Below are 25,629 nucleotides of genomic sequence, written 5' to 3' on the forward strand. Positions count from 1 at the left end.
GGAGGCACCATGACGGCTATGGCAGAACGTGGGTCATCCCGGTTGTCGGTGGACATGTTCGAGCGGATCGCCGAGTTCGCCGAACGTGAGGACGAGACGGTCAGGTTCGAGTTCATCAACGGACGGATCGGGCTCAGGAAACCGGCCGACGGCAATCACGGCGCGATCATCATGTGTCTGGTCCGTCAGTGCATGCAGGCCAGGCCGGATCTCGACCTCAGCCCGGTGCAGGGGCTGAAGGCGGAGTCCTACCGCAAGGGACGGGCCCTGCCGGACGCCGTGCTCGCTCCGGTCGCCCACTTCGCGGGGCAGGGGGACTGGGCGGACACCCGCGGCGTGCTGATGACGGTGGAGGTCACCTCCTTCGACGCGGACACCCACGATCGCGACCGTGTGGAGAAGCCCCAGGCCTACGCCGAATCCGGGATTCCCGTCCACCTGCTGATCGACCGTGACCGTCGCTCGGTCCTCGTCCACAGTGACCCGGACCCCCTGGTGGGCTACCGGAACGTCCAGAAGCGCCAGGTGGGCCAGAGGGTGGCGCTTCCCGAGCCCGTCGCCATCGAGTTCGACACCGAGGAGCTCAAGCCGTACATGGACTGACGGCCCTCTCGTGACCTACTTCGTTTCCAGGTCCCGGCGTCGGAAGCCCGTCAGTCCCAGCCACATCAGGCCGGCGGCGACGAGGGTCAGCAGGACCAGCGGGGTCCAGTGCAGGTCGGCCGCGGGGAGCCGGGGGACGTGGCCGAACGGGGACAGGTTGTTCATCCAGCCCGGGAACCGGAGGATCTGGCCGAGGTAGCCGACCACGAAGGCGTACACCGGCACGATCCAGGCGGCCTGCACGGCCCGGGGGAACCAGCCGAAGAGGACCACGGCCACGCCGGCCGTGACCCACAGGGCGGGTGCGTACACGAGGGCCGCGCCCACCAGGTCGGGCACCAGTCCCGCGTCACCGGTCGAGGCCGCGCCGGCGATGCCGAAGCCGAGCCCGGCCAGCAGCAGGACGGCCGTACCGCCGCCCACGGCCACGGTCAGGTGGCCGCCGGCCCAGCGGGTGCGCGAGAGCCCGGTGGCGAGGAGGGGCTCCGCACGGCCCGCGGTCTCCTCGGACCGGGGCCGCAGCGCCGCCATGACGACGTACACCGCCGCCACGACCGTCAGGACGACCATGACCATCGAGGCGAAGGACTCGGCGATGCTCGCCCCGCCGAGGCGCTCCAGGGCCTCCTCGATCTCGTCGATGCCGGCCAGCATGTCCTCGGCGTCCCCGAGGATCGCCCCGTACATGGCACCCATCAGGAACAGCCCCGCGCCGAAGCCGGTCAGCATGCCGCGGTGCAGCCGCAGGGCGAGGCCGACGGGGGTGGTGAGCGCGGCCGAGGCCGTGGGGCTGCCCAGCTTCTCGGGACGCAGGCCCGCCCCCACGTCCCGCCGGGTGGAGAGCGCGAAGCCCGCCGTCGCGCACGCCGCGGCGAGCGCCAGGCAGAGCAGCAGCGGCCACCAGCGGTTGTCGACGTACGGGTAGCTGCGCTGCACCCAGCCGATCGGGGACAGCCAGGACAGGGTGTCGTTCTCGCCGCTGTCCCCGGCGGCGCGGAGCACGTAGGCCACCCCGATGGCGGTCAGGGCCGTGCCGGACGCCGCGCGCGTGTGCGCGGTGAACTGGGCGGTGACCGCGGCGACGCCGGCGAAGACGAGGCCGGCCGCGGCGTGGGCGGAGCCGTAGACCAGGGAGCCGGTGGCGTCGACGCCGTCCATGCCGAGGCCGGTCAGGCCGAGGGTCAGCAGCAAGGCGAGGACGACGTTGGCCAGCAGGGCGACGGAGAGTGCGGCGGCGAGCTGGGCGTGGCGGCCGACGACGCCCGAGCGCACCAGCTCGGCGCGGCCGGTCTCCTCCTCCGCGCGGGTGTGCCGGGTGATGACCAGCACGCTCATGAGGCCGACGAGGACGGCGGTGAAGCCCAGCATCTGGTGGCTGAGGATGGAGCCGAAACCGTCGTCGACGAGGTAGTGGCGGGGGCCGGACATGGCCAGGCCGGCCGGGCTGTCGACGCTCTCGACGGCGTTCGCCCGGTCCTGCGGGTCGCGGTACAGCGTCCGGAAGCTGTCGGCCGTCGCGAGGGTGGACAGGAGGAGGGCCAGGACCCATACCGGGAGCCGGACGCGGTCCCGGCGCAGGGCGAACCGGATCAGCGTCCCGGTGCCGGTCAGCGTGGTGCCGCGCGCGGCCCGCCCGGCGGGCACCGGTGCTCCGGTGGCGGTCGCGGTGGTCATCGCGGCTCTCCGTCGGTGGCGGCGTGCCCGGCGGACGGGGCGTCGGAGCGGTCGTCGCCGTGGCCGTTGGCGGCGAGTTCGTCGCCGTAGTGGCGGAGCATCAGCTCCTCCAGGGTCGGCGGGTGGCTGACGAGGACGCGGATGCCGGACTCGGTGAGCAGGCGGATCGCGGTGCCGACCTGGCCGCCGTCCACGGTGAAGCGGATCCGCCCCGTCGCCTCGTCGAGGGTGCGCAGGTCGTGCACACCGGGCAGGCCGTCCAGGCCGGTGGCCGGCCGCTCGGTCTCCGCCTCGACGGTGGTGCGGGTCAGATGACGCAACTCGTCCAGGCTGCCGGACTGCACGGTGCGGCCGAGCCGGATGATGCTCACCCGGTCGGCGAGCTTCTCCACCTGGGCCAGGATGTGGCTGGACAGCAGGACGGTGCGGCCGGCCGCCTTGGCCTCGCCGATGACGTCCTGGAAGACGACCTCCATGAGCGGGTCCAGTCCCGCGGTCGGCTCGTCCAGGAGCAGCAGTTCGGCGTCGGAGGCGAGCGCGGCGACGATGGCGACCTTCTGCCGGTTGCCCTTGGAGTAGGCGCGGCCCTTCTTGGTGGGGTCCAGGTCGAAGCGGTCGAGGAGCTCGGCGCGCCGCTTCCCGTCCAGGCCGCCGCGCAGCCGCGCCAGCAGGTCGATGGCCTCGCCGCCGGTGAGGTTCGGCCAGAGTTCCACGTCGCCGGGGACGTAGGCGAGGCGCCGGTGGAGTTCCACGGCGTCCGTCCACGGGTCCCGGCCGAGCAGCCGGGCGGTTCCGGAGTCGGCGCGCAGCAGGCCGAGCAGGACGCGGATCGTGGTCGACTTGCCGGAGCCGTTGGGCCCGAGGAAGCCGTGGACCTCGCCGGTCGCGACCTCCAGGTCGAGACCGTCCAGTGCGCGGGTGCGGCCGAACGACTTGCGCAGTCCGGACACGGTGATGGCCTTCGTCATGCTTCGGAACGTACGCGAGATTCAGAAATTTGTGAAGTTAAGGAAACGTATGAATCGTTGATTAGACTGACCCGCGGTGTCTGAGCAGGGGAGATGGTCGGGTCATGGCGGAACCGAACGGACCGGCCCGGGACCCGGAAGCGGTCTCGCGGTTCGTGGAGCACTTCGCGGCGCAACTCGTGGAAGCAGGGCTGCCGCGGATGCCCGCCCGTGTCTTCGCGGCCCTGCTCGCGTCCGACACCGGGGTGCTGACCTCCGCCGAACTGGGGGAACTGCTCAGGATCTCCCCGGCCGCGGTGTCCGGTGCGGTGCGCTACCTGGCGCAGCAGCACATGGTCTCCCGCGAGCGGGCTCCGGGCTCCCGCCGGGAGCGGTACCGGGTCCACGGCGACCAGTGGTACGAGGCCCTGACCAACCGTGAGGCGGTCATCAGGCGCTGGGAGGACGCCCTCCGGGAGGGCGTCGTCAGCGTCGGCGCCGACACCCCGGCGGGCCGCCGCCTGGCGGAGACCCTCGCCTTCCTCGAGTTCGTCGAGAAGGAGTTCGAGGGGATGATGGAGCGCTGGCGGGTGCAGAGGGAGAAGCGCTTCGGGCGGGCGTGAGCGGTCCGGTGACCCGCCACGCGATTCACGGCCCCCTGAAGAGGCCCGTCCCCTGCGCCGTCGGCACCGTCAGACCCCACGCCCCCTCCCGCACCTCCCACGTCCGGGTCCGGACCGGGCCCGAGACGAGCGAGTCCGCGCGGTAGCGGAAGTGGGCGCCCGAGACGGTCACCGTGCGGCCCTCGGCGAGCAGGGGGGACGCCTCCGCGCCCACCGACAGGGGCCGTACCTCCACGCGGGCCGTGCCCGCGGCGGCGGGGACGACCGACACGGCCTCCACCGGCTGGTGCAGGTCCACGAGGGTGTGCCCGTCCACCTCCACGCGCAGCCGCGCGTGCCGCGCCTCCGGTGCGGAGACGGTGCGGGAGGGGCGGGCGGGCACCAGGGTCCGCACCAGGGAGTGGCAGGTCCGCAGCCAGGGGCGGGCGGTGTCGGCCGCCTCCCGCACCGTCGCGCCGACCGGCGGGATGCGCAGGCTGCCGAGGACCACGCCGTCGCTGTCGTCGACCAGCAGGTCCATGCGCCGTTCCGCGCCCTCCAGGACGGCCCGCGCCGCGCCCACCGCCCCCGTGGGCACGCCCAGCGAGCGGGCCAGGGACAGCGCGCCGCCCACCGGCACCAGGGACAGCACGCATCCGGCCAGCTCCCGCCGGCGGTGCAGCAGGCCCACCGCCCGTATGAGCGCCCGGTCGTCGCCGACCACCACCGGGCGCCGGGCGCCGCGCCGGGCCAGCGCCCGGTCGAACTCCTCCGGGCCGTCCGGCAGGCACACCTTGGTGCCGGCCGCACCCCCGCTGAGCACGTCTTTCGCGATACGGACGGATTCGCCGTCCGTTCGCCGCGCGACCGGATCGATGACCACCAGGAGCTGATCGGACGTCGCGGAAGTCGCCACCTCGGCCATGCCTCGCTTCCTCGGGTAGCATCTTTGTGCAAGAGCCCCTTTGCGCTATTGCGCCAGGGGCTTCGTCTATTCCGGGGCACCCGGTCCGACGGTCGGCGGCCAACGATGGTCGCGGTGCACGCGGCGGAGATCCTCCGCGTACGCCCCTGACCCTGGACATGCCCCGCCCGGAAGGGGTGTACGCGCGTGCCCGCACTTGTGCTGCTCGGTGCTCAGTGGGGTGACGAAGGCAAGGGAAAGGCGACGGACCTGCTCGGTGGTTCCGTCGACTACGTGGTGCGCTACCAGGGCGGCAACAACGCCGGCCACACGGTGGTGGTGGGCGACCAGAAGTACGCCCTGCACCTGCTGCCTTCCGGAATCCTCTCCCCCGGCTGCACGCCGGTGATCGGCAACGGCGTCGTCGTCGACCCCGCCGTCCTGCTCTCCGAGCTGAGCGGGCTGAACGACCGCGGCGTCGACACCTCGAAGCTGCTGATCAGCGGCAACGCCCACATCATCACGCCGTACAACGTGACGGTCGACAAGGTCACCGAGCGCTTCCTCGGCAAGCGCAAGATCGGGACCACCGGCCGCGGCATCGGCCCCACCTACGCCGACAAGATCAACCGGGTCGGCATCCGCGTCCAGGACCTCTACGACGAGTCGATCCTGACGCAGAAGGTCGAGGCGGCCCTCGACGTCAAGAACCAGATGCTCACCAAGCTCTACAACCGGCGTGCCATCGCCGTCGGCCAGGTGGTCGAGGAGCTGCTGGGCTACGCGGACAAGCTGGCCCCCTACGTCGCCGACACGGTCCTGGTGCTGAACGAGGCGCTGGAGCAGGACAAGGTGGTCCTCTTCGAGGGCGGCCAGGGCACGCTGCTCGACATCGACCACGGCACGTACCCCTTCGTCACCTCCTCGAACCCGACCGCGGGCGGCGCCTGCACGGGCGCGGGCGTGGGCCCGACGAAGATCAGCCGGGTCATCGGCATCCTCAAGGCGTACACGACCCGGGTCGGCGCCGGACCGTTCCCGACGGAGCTGTTCGACGAGGACGGCGAGGCCCTGCGGCGCATCGGCGGCGAGCGCGGTGTCACCACCGGCCGCGACCGGCGCTGCGGCTGGTTCGACGCGGTGATCGCCCGCTACGCCACACGCGTCAACGGCCTCACCGACTTCTTCCTGACCAAGCTGGACGTCCTCACCGGCTGGGAGCAGATCCCGGTGTGCGTGGCGTACGAGATCGACGGCCGGCGCGTCGAGGAACTGCCGTACTCGCAGACCGACTTCCACCACGCCAAGCCGGTCTACGAGATGCTGCCGGGCTGGTCCGAGGACATCACCGGCGCGAAGTCCTTCTCCGACCTGCCGAAGAACGCGCAGGGCTACGTGAAGGCGCTGGAGGAGATGTCCGGCGCCCCGATCTCCGCGATCGGCGTGGGACCGGGCCGCGACGAGACGATTCAGATCAACTCCTTCCTCTGAGTTCTCCTTCCGGAGGACTTGGAGATCTGATGAGATGGCCGGTGCGGGTGACACCGGCCGGCCATCTCGCTCGGAGGGGGCGCCCCTTGTGACCGTCGCGAAGGAAGCGGGATGCTGCTGAGATTCCGGGTGGCCAACGTCCGGTCCCTGCGCGACGAGCAGGAACTGTCGTTCGTCGCGCCCGAGGACGACGAGAACGAGTGGGCCACCGCACGAGAGACGGAACTGTCCGACGGCCGGCGCATCCCCGTCCACACCGTCCTCGGCGTCTTCGGTCCCAACGCCTCCGGCAAGTCGAACCTGATCGCCGCCCTCCGGAACATGCGCCGCTGCGTACTGCGTTCGTACGCCGACTGGACGTCCTATGACGGCATCCCACGCGACGAGTTCGCTCTCGATCCGAAGGCTGCCGCCGAGACCTCCTTGTACGAGGCGGATTTCGTCCTCGCCGACGGGGTGCGCTGGACGTACGGCTTCGAACTCGGACAGCACCGGGTGGAGGCCGAGTGGCTCTACGCCTATCCCAAGGGCCGCCGCCAGGTGTGGTTCGAGCGGGACGCCGCCCGTGAGAAGAACTTCGACTTCCCCGGCGACCGGCTTCGCGACCGCGCCAGACTGGCCCGCACGACACGTCGGGACGCCCTGCTCCTGACACGCGCCGCGAACGACGGGCATGAGCAGCTCACCCCGGTCTTCGACTGGTTCAAGAACAACTTCTGGGATGTCACGCCCGAGACCGAGCGGACTCAGCGCGAGGACTACACCGCCCTGCGGCTGCTGCAGGACGAGGGCTTCCGGCTCCGGGCCGAGGAACTCCTGAAGGTCGCCGATCTGGGCATTGCCGGAGTGGAGGTCGAACGGACTTCCTCCGGGAAGCCTCTGGTACGGCTCGTCCACGAGGGCGGGGGTGAGCCGACCGCGCTCGACTGGGAGGCGGAGTCCTGGGGGACCCGCTCCTGGTTCGCCCTGATCGGCCCCCTGCTGCTCGCCCTCGACACCGGAGCGGTTCTCCTCGTCGACGAACTCGACGCCAGTCTCCACTCGCGCTTCGCTGCCGAGGTTGTACGCCTCTTCCAGGCTCCCTGGCTCAACCGCAAGGGAGCACAGCTCATTTTCACCGCCCACGACCTCTCCCTTCTGCGGACCCCGGGCGGCGGACGGCTGCTGCACCCCGGCCAGATCTGGCTCACCGAGAAGGACGAGCGCGGTGCCACGAGCCTGACCTCGGTCGCCGACTGGGAACCGACGGCGGAGGAAGACCTGATGTCCTCCTATCTCGCCGGGTCCTTCGGGGCCGTACCGAAGGTGTCGGAGGGGCAGGTCGGGCGACGGCTGCTGCGTACTCAGGAGACGGCCGCGCTGGGCGAGGGCCCGGCGGACGACGACGTACGGACGGGGACGGAAGGGCTCTGATGGCGAGGGCACGGGGAGGGGACAGCGTCTCCCGCAGGAAGGGCGCCGCGAAGGGCCGGGGGAGCCGAGCGCGCCAGGTGTACATCTACACCGAGGGCGAGGTGACCGAGCCCGAGTACATCGACATCATCGTCCGCAACGGGACGTGGGCCGAATCCGGCCGGACAGTGCAGCACCACATCGCGAACCCCAACGCCGAGGGCAAGCACCGCAAGCCGTTACGGATGGTCCAGGACGCCGTCCGCACCCTGCGCAAGGTCGAGCGCGAGGCGAAGGACGCCGGGCTGCGGCAGGGCAAGGACTGGAACTGGCCCCAGGTGTGGGTCCTCTTCGACCGCGACGACCACCAGGGCATCCCCGAGGCCCTCAGCCTCGCGGAGAAGGAGGGCGTCCGCGTCGCCTACTCGCACCCGTGCTTCGAACTGTGGCGGCTGCTGCACTACACCAACTACACGGCCACCTTCGGCGGAGTCTGCAACGACGCCAACAGCCGGTTGCGCTCACGCCCCGGGTTCGCGGCGACGTACGGGCGAGGGGTGCGGACGGTCACCGCGCAGCAGTCGAAGCATGTGCGGGAGGAGCAGGTACTCACCCCCGCCACCGACGACGCCCTCAGCCGGTACAGAACGGCCAGGAAGCACGCCCAGAAGATCAACGACGGTCACTCCACGGCGCATCCCCACGGCTGGGACCCGTACACGGACGTGTGGCGCTTCGTGGAGGACGGACTGCTCCTCAGCGGCTACTAGGCTGCATGGGTGCACACGCGGCGGCCCGGCGCACTCCGTCGGCCGCCGCCACCTCCACCACTCGTCACACGTGAACAGGGAGCCGTAACGTGGCCAGGATCACGCTCGAACAGCTGGAGCGTCACCTCTTCGCCGCCGCGGACATCCTCCGCGGCACCATGGACGCCGCCGAGTACCGCGACTTCCTGCTCGTCCTGCTCTTCCTCAAGCGGGCCAACGACGAGTTCGAGGCGCTCCGGGAGAAGGTGATCGCCGAGGAGCTGGCGGCGGGGGCCACGCGCGAGGAGGCGGAGGAGGAGGCCGAGGAGCCGGCCAAGTACACCGCCCGCAACGTGATGTACGTCCCCAAGGCCGCTCGCTGGAGCGAGCTGGCCGGTGCGGTGGACGACGTGGCGACCAAGCACCTCCAGCCCGCGCTCGACGCGATGGAGGCCGACAACCCCCGGTTGCGCCACCTCTTCGACCACGTGAACTTCAACCGCATCGGCGGTGGCGGAGGCACCGGCACGGCGGCGGCCAAGCTCGCCGACAAACGGCTCCAGGGCCTCATCGAGCACTTCGGCGGCATGCGGCTGCGCGGTGAGGACTTCGAGTTCCCTGACGTCATCGGCGCCGCCTACGAGTACCTGCTGAAGGACTTCGCCGACTCGGCCGGCGCCAAGGGCGGCGAGTTCTACACCCCGCGTGCGGTGGTGCGGATGATGGTCGAGCTGGCGCGGCCCCGCGCGGGCCAGCGGGTGTACGACCCGTGCGTCGGCTCGGGCGGCATGCTGATCCACGCCAAGGAGTACATCGAGGAGCACGGCGGCGACACCGAGGACCTGGCGCTCGCCGGCCAGGACGCCAACAACGGCTCCTGGGTCATGGCCACCATGAACATGCTGTTCCACGGGGCCGTCGACTTCAGCCTGAGCATCGGGGACACCCTCACCAGTCCAGCGCACCTGGACGAGTCGTACGACATCGTGCTCAGCAACCCGCCGTTCTCCATGGACTACAAGGCCGATCAGATCCTCGACATCGAGGAGCGGATGCCGTACGGCCAGACGTCCGAGAAGGGCAAGGCCGACCTGATGTTCCTCCAGCACATGCTGCACATGGTGGAGCGCCGGGGCGGCTCGGTCTTCACGGTCATGCCGCACGGCGTGCTGTTCCGCGGCGGTGCGGAGGAGAGGATCCGCGCCAGGCTCATCGAGGCCGACCTGCTGGAGGCGGTCATCGGCCTGCCGTCGAACATCTTCTACGGCACCGGCATCCCGGCCTGCGTCCTGGTGCTGCGCTCGCGCGGCCGCAAGCGGCCGGAGCGCGAGGACAAGGTCCTCTTCATCAACGCCGACCGCGAATTCCACGCGGAGCGGGCGCAGAACGTGCTGCTCCCGGAGCACGTGGAGAAGATCGTCTCCACCTTCCGTGGCGGTGAGGACGTGCCGCGCTTCGCCCGCTGGGTGGAGCGGAAGGAACTCCGGGACAACAAGTACAACCTCAACATCCGCCGGTACGTGGACAACACTCCGCCGCCCGAGCCGCAGGACGTACGCGCCCACCTGGTGGGCGGGGTGCCCCGCGCGGAGATCGAGGCGCCGGAGAAGAAGCAGCTGCTGGATGCGTACGGCATTGAGCTGACCGACCTGTTCGTCGAGCGCCCGGACGACCCCGAGTACGTCGACTTCCTGCCCGAAGGCCGGCGTCCCGACGCGGAACGCCTGACCGAGCTGGCGGCGGCGCGTGAAAAGGAGCTGTCGGAGGCGTTCGAGAAGTGGTGGGCGAGGGAGACGGAGAAGATCGCCGCGCTGGCCCCCTGCGAGGGTGACGACCGCACCGAGTTCGAGAAGCGGGCCCAGCTGGCCCGGCTGCGGGCCGATCTCATCGACTCCTTCCGCGACACCCTGCTCGGGGTGGGCGTGCTGGACCGCTTTGCACTGGCCGGAGCGGTCGCCGGGTGGTGGCAGGACGCGAAGAACGAGCTGAAAGCCCTGGCGGGGAACGGTTTCCGGGGAGTCGTCGACGGCTGGGTCGAGACGGTCGAGACCATGCTGGAGCCGGAGCCCGACCCGTGGACCGGTGGCGCCCGTAAGCGCTCGGCGGCGGAGCGGCGCCAGGCGTACGCGCACAAGGTGGTGGCACGTCTCGTCCCTGACTTCCTGAAGGAACTCGCGGACGCGGACGCCCGCAAGGCGGAACTGGACGCGAAGGTGAAGGCTGCGGAGGAGGCGGAGGCCGCGCGGGCGGCTGCGGCGGTGGGGGGCGCGGAGGACGGCGCCGAGACCGGCGGTGATGGGGAGGCCCCGGGCCTCGACCCGGCGATCGCGGAAGCGCTGCTGAGCGAGGCGGACCTGAAGAAGCTGAAGCGGGAACGCACAGCGGCGAACAAGGCGGTGAAGACGCTGGAGGAGGCGTTCTATCCGTTTGAGGGGATGGGGGGTCGGTTGGCGCCCACAGCGAAGAAAAAGCATAAGGCGGCGGAAGAAGACGTGTCAGGTCAGACCGAGTTGGCTGTAGCCGTGGCAGGCGAACCTGAGGGTTGCCCGGCTCCTCGTCTGCGCAATGCCCGGAAAGAACTGAGTGATGACCGAGCCCGCGAGATTGTGCTCAGCATCCTTCGTGACGACCTGGCATTGAAGCTGGAAGGCCATGCGGTGCGCAGGCGTCGAGTGGTGATCGACGCATACCTGAGGTGGGAACGAAAGTATCTAATGTCGCTGCGTGACATCGAAAAGCGGCGCGAGGTTTCGACGGAAAAGCTGAACGGGTTCCTGAAGGAGCTTGGCTATGTCGGATGAGCCGAAAAAGAGCGTGTGGAAGCACCGTCGAGTCGACGAACTTTTCGAAATCAACTCGGGCATTACTGTCGGGCCGGCACGGAAACCGGTGAAGCGTACACGTGGTTATCTTCGAGTAGCGAATGTTCAGCGAGGCCGGATCGATCTAAGTGATGTGATGGATATCGAGGAGCTTCCTGGAGACGATCAGCGTTATGCTGTGGCTGAGGGTGATCTGCTTGTTGTTGAAGGACACGCAAACCCGAACGAAATCGGCCGGTGTGCTGTAGCGGGTGCTGATTCTGCAGGGCTCCTGCATCAGAACCATTTGTTCAGACTTCGGGGTGAGAGGATAATTCCGCGACTCGCTGCGGAATTGTTGAATTCGGCCAACGTCCGACGCTATTGGCTAGCCAATGCGGGTACTAGTTCGGGCCTCTATACAATCAGCCGTCGTGCGTTGGCGGCGCTAATGATCCCCGACATCCCCGCTTGCGAGCAGCGCGAAATTGTCGCATTCCTAGATTCACTTGCTAGTTCAGAGCGTTCCGCTGAAGCAATGATTGAAAAATTGAATATTGCACGCAATGCAATCCTTTTGAAGGGGATGTCGTCAGTAGTAGAACCCAGCGCTCGGGCTGGATGGGAGCGTGTCCCACTTAAGGAAATTGTACCTTCAATTGACTACGGTATCTCCTGTCCGCTGAATAGGGATAGTCGCGGCCTCCCCACTCTGCGGATGAATAACCTTAAGGAGGGTCGCCCTTATCTCGCAGATCTGCGCTATTGTTCACAGCCAGTGCATCCTCGTCTCATCTTGCGAGACGGTGACGTTCTCTTCAACAGAACAAACAGTATGGAGCATGTTGGTAGGGCTGGAGTATGGAGAGGGGAGCTCAAGGAGGCAACGTTTGCCTCGTACCTAGTGCGACTCAATATCGATGCCAATCGGGTGATGCCGCAGTACTTGGTGGAATGGCTTCAGCACCCGGTCATCCGGCAGCGCGTTCAGGCAGTAGCGACCGTCGCTGTCCAACAGGTCAATGTGAATCCCTCTCGGCTCCGCGAGTTGAAGATCGATGTCCCTATTGACCTTGCTGAGCAGCGTCGCTTTGTCGCGACACTCGCGGCCTGCGACCGACGTATTCATGAAGAGGTGAATGAGTTGAATAAGCTGCGAATTTTGAAGCGGACGCTCGCTTCTGAGTTGCTAGATGAGGCAAAGATCAGCCGGGCTGCTTAGGGTGTAGGAGATCAATTTGCCTATTCGGAAGCCGCCTACCGCTCGGCAGCGGCGCCTCGGAACCGAGCTTCGGCGGATGCGTGAACATGTCGGACTCTCCCTCACCGAGGCTGCCGCGCTGCATCGCGTGGACAAGACGGCGATCAGCAACACCGAGTCCGCCCGGTTCGGCGTGAGCCCTGATCGCGTGCGGGTGTGGGCGGCCAACTACTCCTGTCCCGATCCCGCTTACGTCGATGCTCTCGCGGGCATGGCCAAGGAGCGGGCCGGCTCCCACTGGTGGGACGGGTACAGGGACTCCATCGCCTCGTTCATGCTCGACCTGGCCGAGCTGGAGCATCACGCTGTGGCTCTTCGCCACGTACAGATCACGCATCTTCCCGGTCTGCTTCAGCACGAGGACTACGCACGGGCAGTGTTCGGAGAGGCCGTGCCGCCGCTGTCCTCGGAGGCCCTGGACCTCCAGGTCGACTTCCGCATGCGTCGCCGGGCGCTGCTGGACCGCGCGGACCCTCCGGCGTGTTCCTTCCTGCTCCATGAGGCCGCGCTGCGGATGCTCTTCGGAGGACCGGTTGTCGTGAAGCGGCAGTTGGAGTACCTGCTGGAGCAGTCGGAGCGTGAGGCCGTCACGCTTCGTGTGGTGCCCTTCTCGGCAGGCGGGTTCCCGAGCGCGGGCAGCTCGACCATGTACGCCTGCGGTCCCGTCCGGCAGCTCGACACCGTTCAAATCGATGTGCCGAACGGCGTGACGTTCCTGGACTCGGAGACGCATCTGACGAACTACCGCGCTGTACTTGACCGCATGGAGCAGCGGTCCCTGGAGCCCGGACCCTCGCGTGACTTCATACGCAAGGTGCTGCACGAACTGTGAGAGCGTGAATCGGATGGACATTCAGTGGCGTAAGTCGTCCTACTCCGAACAGGCGGGAAATTGCCTGGAGTTGGCAGTGATCGACGGGCAGGTGTTGGTCAGGGAGAGCGACGAGCCCGACGTCGTCGTCAGGACCACCCGTGCCAAGCTCGCGGCCTTCCTGGCCGGAGCCAAGGCCGGCGAGTTCGACGAACTGCTCTGACCCGGGTCACCAGCCACGGAAAAAAAGTGCATCAATGTTGATGCATCAGCAGCGTTGGCGCTAGCCTGACTTCGGGCGGTAGTCACGTGGTTACCCCCTGATGCTAGATGCCCCGGCGGTGTCTCCAGCACCCCGGGGCAGGCCAACGCTGCATAGGAGCGTCAACATGCCCAAGCCTATCCGGCATGCCCTCGAACGGGCACTCGCCCTGATCCTCGCCCTCCTCTTTCCCGCCACCGGCCGGCGCCGACGTCGTGGTCGGCCCCGGCCCGCCCACGCGGCCCAGCGCACCCTCTCCGGCCTGCGGCTGTTCGTCCACCGTGCTGCCGTACCCGCCCTGGCCGAACTCCTCGCGCAAAGGATGACGTCCAGGAGCGGGAGGCGGTCGGACGACTCCGTCCCGCTCGACGACACCGGCCCCCTCGTCCGTCCCTACCTGCTCGCCCATGAACGGCGGCAGCGGCAGGTCGAACGCCGTGCCGCCCTCGTCCTCGCCCTCGACGGGATCGACGTCGGGCCGTGGGTCATCCACGGTCACCGCCTCGGCACGCCCGCCGTGTCCCTGGGGGTGGCGGCCTGATGGGCGCGACGCCGAACGCGCGGGTCCAGGTGGACCGCGTCCCCAGCAAGCCCGTCCGCCGCCAGGGCGACGGGACCATCGCCATCGACCTCTGGCTGCGCCGGGACGGGGTCTTCGACTCGGACGTGGCGCTGAAGCTCACCCCCACCGAGGCCGAAGTGCTGCACGCCCAGCTCTGCTACGCCCTCGACGACGACACCGCCGCCCTCATCGTGCCGGAGAGCAAGCGGCCCGACTGTCGCAAGCCTGTGGTGGGCGGCGACGGAGCTCACCGGCCGTAGAGTCGGATCTTCCGCGTGTGGGCGGCACACCGATCAACGGGGTGTCGCCCACACAGCCGCAGGCCATTCGTATCTCTTCGTCTTCCTGACGCCTGCGGGTACCGTCGACAACACAGCGAATGTCCACCGACCAGGAGCACGCCGTGACCGCCCTCCCCGCGGAACCACAGGCCGACGAGCCGCTCATCCCCATGCCCGCGCTCACGCCCGGTGCGCTGCGGACCGCCGTCGAGACCCTGACGCCGAGCCGGATGCCGACGTTCGTGAGCGATCTTGTCAGCGCCACTACGCGCGCCCAGGAACTCCAGTCGTTCGCGCCGCTGCGTACGTTCGTCCGTACGTGGGGTGTCTTTGTGGCGATCCAGCGCTATCCCTCGCGGGCCGCCCGCCTACGCCATCTGGAAGAGCTGGTGAGCGCTGGGGCGGAGGATCCGGCCGATGCCATGGCCGAGATCAGGAAGATCCATGTGGACGCCGAGGCCGAAGCCGGGCTATGAGCGACTGGAAATGGGACTACAACCCGAGCGCGGAGCACCTGACCGGCGGCCTTCCCGTCGGTGTGGTCGCAGAGGTGGAACGGATCGCCACCGAGCTGGCCGCGCTCGGACGTGACTCCGAGCTGGCGGGCAGCAGGCCGGAGGACAGGCCCGGAGGGCTGAGGAACTTCCCACTGTTCGGTGGACGTGGTTTCCTCCAGTTCCTCGCCGTTCCCGGACACGAGTGCGTCTACATCTGCACCATCGTGTGGTTCGGGTGAGCGTGAGCAGCGCGCGGCTCGTGGAAGAAGCAGTCGATCTCATGGCGTACCCGGCTCGGCGAACGCGTCACTGAGCAGGTCCATCAAGAGGCCTTGTCGGAGCGCATCGTGCTTTGTGATCAGTTGCCTGTGCGCCTCGATCTGCGTGTCGATCTCGTTCAGTGCCCCGGCGATGGCCCGCTGTCGTTCCAGTGAAGGAACGAAGACCGGTGTCATGGCGAGCGCCCGGGAAGGAAGGGTCTCGACTGTCCCGCTCTGGTGTGCCTGTGAGGTGATCCGGCCGTGGACGAGCGGATGCCCGAGGTAGTGGAGAAGGTACTGGGGCAGGACCGCCGAGCTTCTCGGCCTGATGCGCAGGCAGGCGGCACCGAAGAGCCACGTGGCCTCCGCGAAACCGATGAGGGCTGTCCGGCCCAGGGCTCCTCCGGGTGTCCCCTGACGTACGTAGACCAGGTCGCCCTTGCGCAACTGGAACCGCTCCAGAGCAGCCGCGGTCCAGCGGCTGACATGTTTGATGTTGCTTGCGTCGATTTTGTGCTCGGTTGTCAGATCGGAGGGCGAGACGACAGGGACGCCCTCCGAGCTCGTGGAAAGCCCTCCCAGTTGCTGCCCGGACGGCCCGGAGACGATCTCGCAGAGGTCGATGAGGCGGTGGGCTTGACGGGGGGGCATTTCGACGGTCCGTCCTTGCTGTTGCTGTGCCGATTACATTCGAGATGTTCGAGTGAACCCACTGGAACGGGGCCCGGGCGATGCACTGGGGTCAGCCGCCAACGATCTCGCGGATCTTCTGAAGTAGAGCGCGCGCCTCGGAGCCGTCGACGCCGCGCAGTACCTCGTCACCCTTGAGGCTCGGGTGGTGGACGGCGTCGACGATCTCGGCGATCGGGGTCCCGAGAAGGTAGACACGGACCGGACTGTCCTGGCTGGCAGGAAGTTCCTTGGGGAGATGACCCATGCCGTGGGACGACAGCTGCCCGGAGATCGTGCCGAGTACCCGGCTGCCCAGTCGACCGGCCCCCTGGATGTCGCGGAGCACGCCCATAGTGATGACGTGCAGACCACCGTCGGCCGTGACAGCCGCACGGAGCTCCTCGTAGCCGCTTCCCATTCCTGCCCCCACTTCTCGTCGCGCCCTGCGCGCAGCGATGCACGGCGCGGCCGGCACCTGAGCCTCAGCCGCCCACCCCGTATCAACCGGGCATGAAGGTAGCCGGGGGTCGGGAGCCCGTGCAAGTCGCACCTTCATAGTCCACTGCGAAGGGCGGCTGGTCCGGTTGTCGGGGTTCGTGATTTGATCGACGTCACGTCAGCATCATTGGCCTGAAAGAAACTTGCGCCATGTTCCGTCGGCAGCATGAGTAGAGCTCGTGACGCTCACGCAAGGTGAACCGACTCCGCCCTGACCCACAATGGGCCTCTCACGGGTCACCGGGACATGGGGAGGCGTAGGGCATGGCTGCCGGGGCGGTCGGGGGAACGGCCGAGAAGGACGAGGCCGAACGGCCGCTCCTGGACCACCTCAAGGCGATGGGATGGCAGCACGTCGAGGGCGCCCGGCTGCGGGACGAGGGCGAGCGGGACGACTTCCGGACGGTGCTGCTGGAGAAGCGGCTGCGTGCGGCCGTACGGCGCAACTCGTCCTGGATGACGAGCGACACGCAGGCCGAGCAGGCCGTCGCCAGGCTGCGCTCCGCCGCCCGCCATGTGGCCGCAGGATCGCTGGCCCAGGCCAACCGGGACGCCACCACGCTCCTCCTGCACGGCATCCTGCAACCAGGGCCGGGCGACAAGGACTTCAAGACACAGTTCGTGGACTGGTCGCAGGAGGCGCTGGAGGGGAGCCGGGAGGAGGTCCTCGGCCGCAACGACTACCTCGTCGTCGACCAGTTGCGGGTGCATGACGCGGACGGCAGGCCGGCCGTGCTGGACCTCGTGCTGTTCGTCAACGGCATCCCGCTGGTCGTCGTGGAGTGCAAGTCGCCGTACGTCCGCGACCCGCTCGGCCGGGCCGTACGCGATCTGCGCGCCTACACCGGCCGCCCCCTGGACGACGACACCCGGCAGGGCACCGGCGCCCCGAGAGGCGTACCGCACCTGTTCGCGCCGGTACAGCTGCTCGTGGCCGCCGACGGGAGGGACGCCGCGCTCGGCACGTACTCCTCCTCCGAGGAGCACTACGCGCTGTGGCGCAGCCTGACCCCCGACTACGCCGACCCCGCCGTACCCGGCGACGACGGAACGGCAGCACTGCGCCGCGAACTGCGCGGCTGGGGCCTGCTCGGACCGGACGAGCAGCCCACGCTCCAGCACCGGCTGACGGCCATGGTGCTCCGGCCGGGAAGCCTGCTGAACATCGTGCGGCACTACGTCTTCGAGAAACCGCTCGGCGACGACAACGACGACAGCCGCCGGGCGGGGACGGCGCAGCGGAAGTCCGGAACGGCGAAGGTGGTCTGCCGCCACCAGCAGTACCGGGCCACCGAGAAGATCGTCCAGCGGCTGCGCACCCGCCCCAGCCGACGCGTCACCGGACGCGACCGCGACGAGCGGGGCGGTGTCGTCTGGCACACCCAGGGCGCCGGCAAGAGCTTCACCATGCAATTCCTGGCCCGTCGCCTCCACATGAGCGGGGACCCCGCCCTCAACGGCATCACCCTGGTCGCCGTCACCGACCGCACCGACCTCCAGCGGCAGCTGCGCAAGGCGGTGGAACTGAGCGACTCCAAGGTGGTGCAGGCCAAGTCGCGCACCGACCTGGAACACCTGCTGGCCAAAGCGGGCAGGCCCGGTGGCCGGATGGTGGTGTTCGCGACGATCCAGAAGTTCCTCGGCGACCTGGCGCCCGGTTCCGGGGACGGAACGGGTGACACGGCCGACGGGGAGGACCGGGCACTGGCCGAGGACTTCGAGAAGGCGCGCAGGCGCGTGGCGGCGGGGGAGGATGCCGAGGAGGTCGCCGACCCTGCCCCGGACGAGCGGACACTGCGCCGCGCCGAGCGGATCTTCCCGGAGTGCAGTGACGGGGACCGCGTGGTCGTTCTGGTCGACGAGGCGCATCGGTCCCATACCTCCGTCCTCCACGCCTGCCTGCGCAAGGCCCTGCCCAACGCCGCCCGGATCGGCTTCACCGGCACGCCGCTCATGCGAGGCCGGCTCGACGACACCGGGCGCATCTTCGGGTTGGAGCCCAGCAGCCTGCCCGGTGGCGCGCCGGAGTTCCTCGACACGTACCGCATGACCGAGGCCGAACGGGACGGGGTCGTCGTCCCCGTGCGCTACGAGGGGCGGGCCACCACTGCCGAGGTGCGCGACCGGGAGCGGATGGACGAGTGCTTCGAGGACCTGATCGAGCCGCTGGACGAGTCCGAGCGCGAGCGGGTGCGCAGGAAGTACGGCACACCGTCCGCACGGGCTGTCGCCGAGTCGACGCCGCTGATCCGCCGCAAGGCCGCCGACATGCTGGCGCACTACGTCACTGGGCCATTGACCGGCGGGTTCAAGGCCCAGGTGGCCGCGGTCAGCAGACGGGCCGCGGTTCTGTACCGGGATGCGCTGCGGGACGCGCGGGCCGATCTGCTGCGCCGGGTCTCGAAGTTTGACGACAGCGGTCGGCGTGAGGCGCTGCGAGGGCGGGAACCGGAGACGTACACCGCCGAGGAGACGCTCTTGCTGCGGGCCTGGCAGTACCAGGAGCTGCTGCGCCGGATCGACTTCGTGCCCGTGATCTCCGCCGGGGCCGAGCAGAAGGACGGGCTGTGGCGGGAGTGGACCGACGAGGACCGACAGCAGGACCACATCGCGCGCTTCCTGGCGCCCTTCCCCGAGCTGCCGCCGGACAACCCGTGGATCACCAGGCCGGTCGTCGAGCCCGACCCCGTGCCTGCCGGTTCGGTGGGCGGGATGAACCCGTGGAGCGACCTCGTGTGGGGCGGGGACCAGGAGGCCGAGCAACCGCCGATTGCCTTCCTCATCGTGAAATCCATGCTGCTCACCGGCTTCGACGCCCCCATCGAGCAGGCCCTGTACCTGGACCGGCCCATCCGCGACGCCGAACTGCTCCAGGCGATCGCCCGCGTCAACCGCACCGCCCGCCGCAAAACCGAGGGTCTGGTGGTCGATTACTACGGCGTGCTGAACAACCTGGGCGCGACCCTGGCCGCGTACCGGGGCAACCCGAGGGCCCTGGACTCGCTGCACAGCATGGAGGGGGAGATCCCGGAGCTGAGGCGGACGGCGAAGGACTTCCGAGCCTTCCTCGGCCGTCTGGGCGTCGCCCCGGACGGCCTGACCACTGCCGCCGCCCTCGCCCGCGCGGTGATGGCGTTGGAGGACCCGGAGGACCGCGCCGCCTTCGACACCTGCCTCGGTGCGTTCCTGGATGCCGTGAACCGTGTCCTGCCGCATGAAGACGCCCTGGAGCACCTGCCGGACCTGCGAGCGTGGAGCGTGCTGCAGATGCGGGTCCGCCGTCACTACCGGGACGACACCGGCGGCGGTTTCGCGATGCGCGGTTACGGCCGGAAGGTGCGGGCGCTGATCGCCGAGCATCTTCAGGCCCAGGAGGTGGAGCAGAAGATCCCGCCGGTGTCGATCCTCGCCCCCGACTTCGACGAGATCGTCGGAACCCTTCCGGTGCGCGAGGCCGCCGCCGAGCAGGTTCAGGCGCTGCGCTACCACCTGGAGGAGCGGCGCGCGGTGGAGGACCGGCCTGTCTACACCCAGCTCTCGAAGGAGCTGGAGCGGGTGCTGAGGGAATTCGCCGGACGCTGGGAGGAGATCGGCGACCGGCTCGGCCCGCTGGTCGAGCGGGCCCGGCAGGCGGAGCGGAGAGATCCCGCCCTGGCCGACCTGAGCCCGATGGAGCATCGGCTGTACGTGCTGCTGGGCGAGAAGCTCTCGGAGAGCGACATCCTGGACGACCCCGGGCCCGAGGAGCGCCGCCGACTCGTGACCGAGGTGTACGACGAGATCACCAGCCAGGTCCGGCTGGCGTCCTTCGGCGGGCGTGAGGCCCATGTGACGAAACTGGAGGCACGCCTGTACGAGCGCCTCAGGGCGGCCGGGTACCGCCTCGGAGGAGAGGGACGCCAGGAGGTGAAAAAACTGGCTTCGGCGCTCGCCGGCTATGCCGTGGACCGCCTTGAGGAGTTCCGGGCGGAGGCACGGCGAGAATAGGCCAGTGCCCAAGCATCCCGAGCAGTCCGAGAAGCGACTCGGTGAGCCGGTCCTCATCGAGGACGGCTCTCTGATGGTGGACGGACGTGAGCTGCGCGTGCGGATCAGTGCCCGGCGCCGCCGCATCGGTCTGACCGTGGAACGGGACAGATCACTCACGGTGCACGTTCCTCGAGGCTGCGAGGTCCGACGGCTCGAGGAGTTCGTGCGCGGCAGCAGCGCCTGGATCGACGGCAAGACGCGGCTCAGCGAGGACCGCCGCCAGTTGCACCCGGTCCGTACGCTCCAGGACGGCGAGATCCACCGGTACCTCGGGCGGGACTACCGACTGCTCGTCGTCGAGGGGGAGGAGTCACCGGGACCGGAGGACGGCACCGGAACGCCGCCCGTGCGACTGGTCGCGGGGCGGCTGTGCGTCAACCGCTCGATCGCCCGAGACCCGGTACGCGTCCGTAAGGCCCTCGCGGACTGGTACGCCCGGGCAGGGCAGCGGTGGACGCGCGGACGCCTTCAACCCTGGGCCGCGCGCATGGACGTCCCCGAGCCGCAGATCCAGGTACGCGACCTCGGACACCGGTGGGGGAGCTACCGCGCCGGTTCGGGGAACGGCGTGATCTCCCTGCACTGGGCCGCGTTCCAGTTGCCCATCCACCTGGTCGACTACGTGATCGCACACGAGCTGGCTCACGTCCGGGTCGCGGGACACGGCCCCGACTACTGGAGACTGCTGGGCCGGGCGCTGCCCGAGTGCCGGCAGGTCAAGAAGGAGCTGGACGAGCTTGGCCGACGCGTGTGGATGGGCGATCTCTGATGCCCCTCCCGGGGCATCCGGGAACACCACGGGACGGCCGGTGCGAGGCGATCGCACCGGCCGTCCCGTCGTCGTGCGTGCGGGGGGTTCAGCGGGGGTGGGTGGCCTCGTTGAGCAGGTGCGCGGTGAGGACCGTGGTGGTGCGGGCGTGGGCGCGGGCCCTGCGCAGCAGGGAGAGGCGCTGCCCCGGAGAGCGGAGGTGCTCGTCGGCCTCCATCAGGCTCAGGAGGGTGCGCAGGCAGCTGAGCTGGGCGCGGACCGACGGGTCGGGCGGCGTGGTGCCGCGCCGGCCCACATCCTCCAGCAGCGCTTCCAGCTGACGTTGTGCCGAGGCGACCTGCGGCTCGGGGGATCGGGTCATCACATCGGGTCCTCCCTCGGGGGCGGTCCTGCGGACGGGGGGCAGGAAACCCGCCAAGGCTTTCGTGACCGCGCCGTGCGGGCCAGGCAGCCGAACCGGCGGTCGGGCGGCAGTTTCCCGGCAGTTCCGGCACCGGTGCGGCAGAACGGCGGCGCCACCGGCAAACAGCGCCGCATTCCCTGCCTCCCGCCTTGTTCGGCTTCTCGGAATCCGCCTACGTTCCTTCCCGACTCGCCCGACGACTTCCGTGAACGGGCTTCGGCGTCACAGAGTAGGGAGAACCCCATGTCATTCGACGAGATCGCCCCGGAGGGTATCGAGAAGGAACTGGCGAGCCATTTCGCGGACCGTTTCGACGACGCCACACTGCGCGAGCTCTCGCAGAACTTCCGCCGCAACGGCTACGTCAAACTCCCGGACTTCGTCAGCCGCGACCTCTTCGCGACCGTCACGAAGGAGTGCCACCGCCTGCTCGACCTGCACCAGCAGCGCATCGACATCCACCTCAAGGAGACCGGCAACTCGCCGCGCTTCATGAGCACGGTGAGCCAGAAGGCCATCGAGCAGGACAGCGAGCTCGTGCGGACCATCTACAACTCCGAGGCGATGATGGGCACCCTGTCCCGCATCGCGGCCGAGCCGGTCCTGCCCTGCCCGTGGGACGAGGAGAAGTACGTCCTCATCCGCCAGCACAAGCAGGGCGACACCCACGGCTGGCACTGGGGCGACTTCAGCTTCACCGTCATCTGGATCATCGAGGCCCCGGGCCCGGAGTTCGGCGGCCAGCTGCAGGCCATTCCGCACACGGACTGGAACAAGGACGACCCGCGGGTCCACGAGTACCTCGCCAAGCACCAGATCAGCACCTATCCGCACGCGACCGGGGAAATGTACTTCCTGCGTTCGGACACCACCCTGCACCGCACCATTCCGCTGAACGCCGACCGGACGCGGATCATTCTCAACACCTGCTGGGGCAGCGAGAAGGACCAGCAGAAGTCGGCGACGCACGAAACCATGCAGGCGATGTTCAACTGATTCCGCGCCTTCCTGCCGGAATTCGGCGCCGTTCGACGGGACCGGCGGGTCGCGTCAGGCGTTCACGCTCGACGGGCCGGTGTGGTTCGCTGCGCACGTTCGGCGCCCGGCGCCGAAGCGCGGGCGGGCCGGCACCGGCCCGCCCGCGCCCCCCAACCCCCCCAAAAGAAAGAGCAGTCGGATGACGACGGCCCTTGTCCTGGTAGATCTCCAAGTCGGCCTGCTGGCCGGAGAGGAAGCGGTACCCGAGGCGGACGCCCTGCTGGACCGACTGCGCCCGCTCGCCGAGCGCGCCCGCGCACTCGGCATCCCCGTCGTCCACGTGCAGGACGACGACCTCGGCGAGGTCGGCTCCGAGGAGTGGCGGATCGACCCGCGGCTCGGCGCGCAGGACGACGACCTCAGGGTGCGGAAGGCGGAGTGCGACGCCTTCCACGAGACCGAGCTGGACGAACTGCTGCGGGCGCGCGGCGTGCGGCACCTCGTCGTGGCGGGTCTGACCACCGAGTTGTGCATCGACTCCACCTGCCGTAAGGCGGTGACGCTCGGCTACGACGTGACCCTGGTGTCCGACGGCCACTCGACGCCGTCCGACCACCTGCCCGTCCAGGCGATCGTCGACCACCACCACCGGATCCTCGACGGCTACGGCGTCTACATCAACCGCCGGCCGTACGAGATCCGCCTCCAGTCGGCCGCCGAGGTCGACTTCGTCGCTCCGGAGGAGCCCGAGCCGCAGGCGGTCGGCACGCCATGACCGCCACCTCTGCCCCCGCGAACCCGCCGGACACCGCGTCCGGTTCCGCACCCGGCGCGGCAGCCGCCCGGCGGACGGCGGTGCTTGCGCCGCTGACCGGCCTGGCGGTGGTCCTGCTGACGGCGGTGCTGGGCGTGCTGGCGCAGGCACCGCCGGCCGCCCGGGGCACGGACGCGCCGGCGGGTGAGTTCTCGGCGGCCCGTGCCGCCGGGTACCTCACCGGCCTCGCCCGCGCCCCGCACCCCGTCGGCAGCACCGAGCACACCCGGGTGCGGGAGTACCTCGTGCGGACGGCGCGGGAGCTGGGGGCAGAGGTCACCGTCCAGTCGGGGGAGGCCGTCCAGCCGGAGATGGGCAGCCCGTTCGCGTCGGCGACCGTGCACAACGTCGTCGCCCGGCTGCCCGGCCGGGACGGGCCGGCCGCCCCCGGCGGGGCGCTGCTGCTCGTCGCGCACTACGACTCCGTGCCCACCGGGCCGGGCGCGGCGGACAACGGGGCCGCGGTCGCGTCCCTGCTGGAGACGCTGCGCGCCCTGAAGGCGTCCGGCGGGGTCCGGCACGACGTCGTCGTGCTGTTCAGCGACGGGGAGGAACTCGGCGCGCTGGGTGCCGAACTGTTCGTCCGGGAGCACGGCCTCGACGCGTTCGGGGCGGTGCTCAACTGGGAGGCGCGGGGCAGCGGCGGCCCGCTGATGATGTTCGAGACCGGTGAGGGGAACCTGCCGCTCGTCGACGCGTTCGCCGGGGCCAACCCGCGCCCGGTGGCCAACTCGCTGGCGTACGAGGTGTACCGGCGGCTGCCGAACGACAGCGACTTCACCGTTTTCCGCCGGGAGGGCGTGGCGGGCCTGAACTCCGCGTTCATCGACGGCTTCCACGACTACCACGCGCGGTCCGACACCGTGGCACGGCTCGACCGGGACAGCATGCAGCACCACGGCGACACCATGCTCGCCATGGTGCGCACCCTGGACGGCGCCGGCCCGGACCGGATGCGGGGCGACAACGGGGTCTACTTCGACCTCTTCGCCCGGGTCCTCGTGCGCTACCCCATGGCGTGGGCCCTGCCGCTCGCCGGGGTCACCCTGGCCGCGCTCGGCGGACTGCTGGCCTGGGGTACGCGCCGGGCGGTCCTGCGCCCGGGGCGGGTTCTCGGCGCGGCGGGCACGGTGTGCGGCGCGCTGGTGGCCGCCGGCGCCGTCGTCCACGGGCTGTGGACGCTGACGCTGGCGCTCGCCCCCGGCCTGGCCGCGCTGCCGCTGGCCGAACCGTACGACGGCGGCTGGTTCGTGGCGGCGTTCGGCGCGGTCACCGGCGCGGTGCTGCTGGCGGCCGCCCGGCTGCTGCGCCGGCTGCGCCCGGCGGAGGTCGCGGCGGGCGTGCTGCTGTTCGCCGGACTGCTGCTGACGGTGCTGACCCTGCTGCTGCCCGGTGCGGGCTACCTCCTGCAGTGGCCGCTGCTGGCCGCGCTGCCCGCGCTGTGGTGGACCTGCCGCAGCCGGGCCCGGGCCGGGGACGAGGCGGAGGCCGGGGCGCGCCGGGTGTGGGCCGGTGCCCTGCTGTGGTCGGCGGGGCCGACGGCCGCGGCCGTCCTCTTCGTGCCGCTCACCGGCAGCCTGCTGACGGCGCTCGGCATCCCGCTCGCCTCGGTGGCCATGGTCTTCGTGACGGCCGGCGCGGTCCTGGCTCTGCCGCTGCTGGTGCGGGTGCCGGCGACCGGGTGGGGCGCGCTGGCCGCGGCCGGGGCCGCGCTGGCCCTGCTGGCGACCTGCGTCGTCACGCAGGGGTTCGGCCCGGACCGTCCGCGCCCGAATTCCCTGCTGTACGTGCGCGACGAGGTGAAGGGCGAGGCGCTGTGGTTCAGCGCCGACCCGGCACCCGACGCCTGGACCCGCACGGTGCTGGGCGACGACCCGAAGCGGGCCCCGGTGGCCGACTACTTCCCGCCGCGCGGGGACGAACCGGCCATGGTGGCGCCCGCGCCCGGCCTCGCGATCGAGCTGCCGACGCTCACCGTGGTCGCCGACCGCACCCGCGGCGACGTCCGCACGGTCCGCTTCCGGGCCGCGTCGCAGCGGTCCGCCTGGCGCCTGCAGGTGCGGCTGCCGCGGAAACCGCTGGCCGCCTGCACCGTCGGGGGCACCCGCCTGGACCGGGCGGCGCTCGCGGAACAGACCGGCGGCGCGGACGACGTCGTCCTGCATCACTACGGTGCGGGCGCCTTCGAGGTCGGCTGTGAGGTGCCGGCCGGCACCCGGCTGCCGGTCGACGTCGCCGACTACAGCCTCGGCCTGACGCCCCCGGTGGCCGAACTGGTGGGCCCGCGTCCCCGGAACACCGTCCCGGTGGCGTTCGGCTTCCTGCCGGAGGACTCCGTCATCGCCCGTACCAGGGAAGAGATCTGAGGA

General features: G+C 69.8%; 24 protein-coding genes. 18 read left to right on the forward strand and 6 right to left on the reverse strand.

Translation table 11 applies throughout. From position 1 onward, the window contains the following. The first annotated feature begins 9 nt into the window (after window positions 1–9). Window positions 10–603, forward strand: a complete 594-nt coding sequence (locus ACIRPP_RS22010) for a Uma2 family endonuclease (RefSeq protein ID WP_403645412.1) — start codon at window positions 10–12, stop codon at window positions 601–603. Between the two features lie 15 nt (window positions 604–618). Here the strand turns inward: ACIRPP_RS22010 and ACIRPP_RS22015 are convergent, their stop codons facing one another. Continuing rightward, window positions 619–2,277, reverse strand: coding sequence for an ABC transporter permease (locus ACIRPP_RS22015; RefSeq protein ID WP_403645414.1), 1,659 nt, complete (start codon window positions 2,275–2,277; stop codon window positions 619–621). Next, complete coding sequence (locus tag ACIRPP_RS22020) at window positions 2,274–3,245, reverse strand: ABC transporter ATP-binding protein (RefSeq protein ID WP_403645417.1); 972 nt, start codon at window positions 3,243–3,245, stop codon at window positions 2,274–2,276. The genes ACIRPP_RS22015 and ACIRPP_RS22020 overlap by 4 nt, the downstream gene beginning before the upstream one ends. A 104-nt stretch (window positions 3,246–3,349) precedes the next feature. Here ACIRPP_RS22020 and ACIRPP_RS22025 point away from each other — a divergent pair, with 104 nt between their 5' ends. Further along, a complete protein-coding gene (locus tag ACIRPP_RS22025; protein ID WP_403645420.1) occupies window positions 3,350–3,847 on the forward strand; it encodes a GbsR/MarR family transcriptional regulator in 498 nt (165 codons plus the stop codon). A gap of 25 nt (window positions 3,848–3,872) precedes the next feature. Here ACIRPP_RS22025 and ACIRPP_RS22030 read toward each other — a convergent pair whose 3' ends face one another. After that, on the reverse strand, window positions 3,873–4,751 hold the full coding sequence (locus ACIRPP_RS22030; protein WP_403645423.1) for a diacylglycerol kinase: 879 nt from the start codon (window positions 4,749–4,751) through the stop codon (window positions 3,873–3,875). A gap of 186 nt (window positions 4,752–4,937) precedes the next feature. Here ACIRPP_RS22030 and ACIRPP_RS22035 point away from each other — a divergent pair, with 186 nt between their 5' ends. From ACIRPP_RS22035 to ACIRPP_RS22085, 11 genes are all read left to right on the forward strand, one after another. Beyond that, on the forward strand, window positions 4,938–6,221 hold the full coding sequence (locus ACIRPP_RS22035; RefSeq protein ID WP_403645427.1) for an adenylosuccinate synthase: 1,284 nt from the start codon (window positions 4,938–4,940) through the stop codon (window positions 6,219–6,221). Window positions 6,222–6,332: 111 nt separating this feature from the next. Continuing rightward, window positions 6,333–7,634: an ATP/GTP-binding protein gene (locus ACIRPP_RS22040; protein WP_403645430.1), complete on the forward strand. Its 1,302-nt coding sequence runs from the start codon at window positions 6,333–6,335 to the stop codon at window positions 7,632–7,634. Continuing rightward, the gene (locus ACIRPP_RS22045; protein WP_403645432.1) at window positions 7,634–8,383 is read left to right on the forward strand and encodes an RloB family protein; all 750 of its coding nucleotides are present in this window, start codon (window positions 7,634–7,636) and stop codon (window positions 8,381–8,383) included. Before ACIRPP_RS22040 ends, ACIRPP_RS22045 begins: the two co-directional genes overlap by 1 nt. 89 nt (window positions 8,384–8,472) lie before the next feature. Then, a complete protein-coding gene (locus tag ACIRPP_RS22050) occupies window positions 8,473–11,163 on the forward strand; it encodes an N-6 DNA methylase (protein ID WP_403645435.1) in 2,691 nt (896 codons plus the stop codon). Then, window positions 11,153–12,385: a hypothetical protein gene (locus tag ACIRPP_RS22055; RefSeq protein WP_403645438.1), complete on the forward strand. Its 1,233-nt coding sequence runs from the start codon at window positions 11,153–11,155 to the stop codon at window positions 12,383–12,385. Before ACIRPP_RS22050 ends, ACIRPP_RS22055 begins: the two co-directional genes overlap by 11 nt. 16 nt (window positions 12,386–12,401) lie before the next feature. Further along, complete coding sequence (locus ACIRPP_RS22060) at window positions 12,402–13,256, forward strand: helix-turn-helix domain-containing protein (RefSeq protein ID WP_403645441.1); 855 nt, start codon at window positions 12,402–12,404, stop codon at window positions 13,254–13,256. 13 nt (window positions 13,257–13,269) lie between these two features. Then, window positions 13,270–13,458: a DUF397 domain-containing protein gene (locus ACIRPP_RS22065; protein WP_403645444.1), complete on the forward strand. Its 189-nt coding sequence runs from the start codon at window positions 13,270–13,272 to the stop codon at window positions 13,456–13,458. Between the two features lie 166 nt (window positions 13,459–13,624). Further along, on the forward strand, window positions 13,625–14,038 hold the full coding sequence (locus ACIRPP_RS22070; protein WP_403645447.1) for a hypothetical protein: 414 nt from the start codon (window positions 13,625–13,627) through the stop codon (window positions 14,036–14,038). Then, window positions 14,038–14,319 carry a hypothetical protein gene (locus tag ACIRPP_RS22075; protein ID WP_403645450.1) on the forward strand — a complete coding sequence of 94 codons (282 nt, stop codon included), beginning with the start codon at window positions 14,038–14,040 and terminating at the stop codon, window positions 14,317–14,319. The genes ACIRPP_RS22070 and ACIRPP_RS22075 overlap by 1 nt, the downstream gene beginning before the upstream one ends. Before the next feature lie 119 nt (window positions 14,320–14,438). Further along, window positions 14,439–14,816: a DUF6247 family protein gene (locus ACIRPP_RS22080; RefSeq protein WP_403645453.1), complete on the forward strand. Its 378-nt coding sequence runs from the start codon at window positions 14,439–14,441 to the stop codon at window positions 14,814–14,816. Further along, window positions 14,813–15,076, forward strand: coding sequence for a hypothetical protein (locus ACIRPP_RS22085; RefSeq protein WP_403645456.1), 264 nt, complete (start codon window positions 14,813–14,815; stop codon window positions 15,074–15,076). Before ACIRPP_RS22080 ends, ACIRPP_RS22085 begins: the two co-directional genes overlap by 4 nt. Window positions 15,077–15,115: 39 nt before the next feature. Here ACIRPP_RS22085 and ACIRPP_RS22090 read toward each other — a convergent pair whose 3' ends face one another. Together ACIRPP_RS22090 and ACIRPP_RS22095 are read right to left on the reverse strand one after the other, a co-directional pair. Beyond that, complete coding sequence (locus tag ACIRPP_RS22090; protein ID WP_403645459.1) at window positions 15,116–15,748, reverse strand: restriction endonuclease subunit S; 633 nt, start codon at window positions 15,746–15,748, stop codon at window positions 15,116–15,118. A gap of 91 nt (window positions 15,749–15,839) precedes the next feature. Next, window positions 15,840–16,187 carry a hypothetical protein gene (locus ACIRPP_RS22095; RefSeq protein ID WP_403645461.1) on the reverse strand — a complete coding sequence of 116 codons (348 nt, stop codon included), beginning with the start codon at window positions 16,185–16,187 and terminating at the stop codon, window positions 15,840–15,842. 344 nt (window positions 16,188–16,531) lie between these two features. Between ACIRPP_RS22095 and ACIRPP_RS22100 the strand changes: the two genes are divergently transcribed. Both ACIRPP_RS22100 and ACIRPP_RS22105 read left to right on the forward strand, forming a co-directional pair. Then, the gene (locus ACIRPP_RS22100) at window positions 16,532–20,254 is read left to right on the forward strand and encodes a type I restriction endonuclease subunit R (RefSeq protein WP_403645464.1); all 3,723 of its coding nucleotides are present in this window, start codon (window positions 16,532–16,534) and stop codon (window positions 20,252–20,254) included. Window positions 20,255–20,258: 4 nt separating this feature from the next. Then, window positions 20,259–21,065, forward strand: a complete 807-nt coding sequence (locus ACIRPP_RS22105; protein ID WP_403645467.1) for a M48 family metallopeptidase — start codon at window positions 20,259–20,261, stop codon at window positions 21,063–21,065. Window positions 21,066–21,153: 88 nt separating this feature from the next. On the opposite strand, the gene ACIRPP_RS22110 is transcribed toward ACIRPP_RS22105, so the two are convergent. Beyond that, a complete protein-coding gene (locus ACIRPP_RS22110) occupies window positions 21,154–21,426 on the reverse strand; it encodes a hypothetical protein (RefSeq protein WP_403645470.1) in 273 nt (90 codons plus the stop codon). A gap of 285 nt (window positions 21,427–21,711) precedes the next feature. Between ACIRPP_RS22110 and ACIRPP_RS22115 the strand changes: the two genes are divergently transcribed. The 3 genes from ACIRPP_RS22115 to ACIRPP_RS22125 all read left to right on the forward strand — a co-directional run bounded on the left by ACIRPP_RS22115 (window position 21,712) and on the right by ACIRPP_RS22125 (window position 25,626). Next, window positions 21,712–22,464 carry an ArpA protein gene (locus ACIRPP_RS22115; protein ID WP_164338695.1) on the forward strand — a complete coding sequence of 251 codons (753 nt, stop codon included), beginning with the start codon at window positions 21,712–21,714 and terminating at the stop codon, window positions 22,462–22,464. A gap of 181 nt (window positions 22,465–22,645) precedes the next feature. Then, the gene (locus ACIRPP_RS22120; protein WP_164350014.1) at window positions 22,646–23,221 is read left to right on the forward strand and encodes a cysteine hydrolase family protein; all 576 of its coding nucleotides are present in this window, start codon (window positions 22,646–22,648) and stop codon (window positions 23,219–23,221) included. Continuing rightward, window positions 23,218–25,626 (forward strand): M20/M25/M40 family metallo-hydrolase, encoded by a 2,409-nt coding sequence (locus ACIRPP_RS22125; protein WP_403645474.1) that lies wholly within the window; start codon window positions 23,218–23,220, stop codon window positions 25,624–25,626. Before ACIRPP_RS22120 ends, ACIRPP_RS22125 begins: the two co-directional genes overlap by 4 nt. Window positions 25,627–25,629: the final 3 nt, after the last annotated feature.

The sequence above is a fragment of the Streptomyces sp. NPDC101219 genome (assembly GCF_044767675.1).
Classification (GTDB): domain Bacteria; phylum Actinomycetota; class Actinomycetes; order Streptomycetales; family Streptomycetaceae; genus Streptomyces.

What these genes read in the sequence shown, in the direction of transcription:
- ACIRPP_RS22010 (WP_403645412.1), top strand. Translation starts at nt 10, where the DNA reads ATGACGGCTATGGCAGAACGTGGGTCATCCCGGTTGTCGGTGGACATG.
- ACIRPP_RS22015 (WP_403645414.1), bottom strand. Translation starts at nt 2,277, where the DNA reads ATGACCACCGCGACCGCCACCGGAGCACCGGTGCCCGCCGGGCGGGCC.
- ACIRPP_RS22020 (WP_403645417.1), bottom strand. Translation starts at nt 3,245, where the DNA reads ATGACGAAGGCCATCACCGTGTCCGGACTGCGCAAGTCGTTCGGCCGC.
- ACIRPP_RS22025 (WP_403645420.1), top strand. Translation starts at nt 3,350, where the DNA reads ATGGCGGAACCGAACGGACCGGCCCGGGACCCGGAAGCGGTCTCGCGG.
- ACIRPP_RS22030 (WP_403645423.1), bottom strand. Translation starts at nt 4,751, where the DNA reads ATGGCCGAGGTGGCGACTTCCGCGACGTCCGATCAGCTCCTGGTGGTC.
- ACIRPP_RS22040 (WP_403645430.1), top strand. Translation starts at nt 6,333, where the DNA reads ATGCTGCTGAGATTCCGGGTGGCCAACGTCCGGTCCCTGCGCGACGAG.
- ACIRPP_RS22045 (WP_403645432.1), top strand. Translation starts at nt 7,634, where the DNA reads ATGGCGAGGGCACGGGGAGGGGACAGCGTCTCCCGCAGGAAGGGCGCC.
- ACIRPP_RS22055 (WP_403645438.1), top strand. Translation starts at nt 11,153, where the DNA reads ATGTCGGATGAGCCGAAAAAGAGCGTGTGGAAGCACCGTCGAGTCGAC.
- ACIRPP_RS22065 (WP_403645444.1), top strand. Translation starts at nt 13,270, where the DNA reads ATGGACATTCAGTGGCGTAAGTCGTCCTACTCCGAACAGGCGGGAAAT.
- ACIRPP_RS22070 (WP_403645447.1), top strand. Translation starts at nt 13,625, where the DNA reads ATGCCCAAGCCTATCCGGCATGCCCTCGAACGGGCACTCGCCCTGATC.
- ACIRPP_RS22075 (WP_403645450.1), top strand. Translation starts at nt 14,038, where the DNA reads ATGGGCGCGACGCCGAACGCGCGGGTCCAGGTGGACCGCGTCCCCAGC.
- ACIRPP_RS22080 (WP_403645453.1), top strand. Translation starts at nt 14,439, where the DNA reads ATGTCCACCGACCAGGAGCACGCCGTGACCGCCCTCCCCGCGGAACCA.
- ACIRPP_RS22085 (WP_403645456.1), top strand. Translation starts at nt 14,813, where the DNA reads ATGAGCGACTGGAAATGGGACTACAACCCGAGCGCGGAGCACCTGACC.
- ACIRPP_RS22090 (WP_403645459.1), bottom strand. Translation starts at nt 15,748, where the DNA reads ATGCCCCCCCGTCAAGCCCACCGCCTCATCGACCTCTGCGAGATCGTC.
- ACIRPP_RS22095 (WP_403645461.1), bottom strand. Translation starts at nt 16,187, where the DNA reads ATGGGAAGCGGCTACGAGGAGCTCCGTGCGGCTGTCACGGCCGACGGT.
- ACIRPP_RS22100 (WP_403645464.1), top strand. Translation starts at nt 16,532, where the DNA reads ATGGCTGCCGGGGCGGTCGGGGGAACGGCCGAGAAGGACGAGGCCGAA.
- ACIRPP_RS22110 (WP_403645470.1), bottom strand. Translation starts at nt 21,426, where the DNA reads ATGACCCGATCCCCCGAGCCGCAGGTCGCCTCGGCACAACGTCAGCTG.
- ACIRPP_RS22115 (WP_164338695.1), top strand. Translation starts at nt 21,712, where the DNA reads ATGTCATTCGACGAGATCGCCCCGGAGGGTATCGAGAAGGAACTGGCG.
- ACIRPP_RS22120 (WP_164350014.1), top strand. Translation starts at nt 22,646, where the DNA reads ATGACGACGGCCCTTGTCCTGGTAGATCTCCAAGTCGGCCTGCTGGCC.
- ACIRPP_RS22125 (WP_403645474.1), top strand. Translation starts at nt 23,218, where the DNA reads ATGACCGCCACCTCTGCCCCCGCGAACCCGCCGGACACCGCGTCCGGT.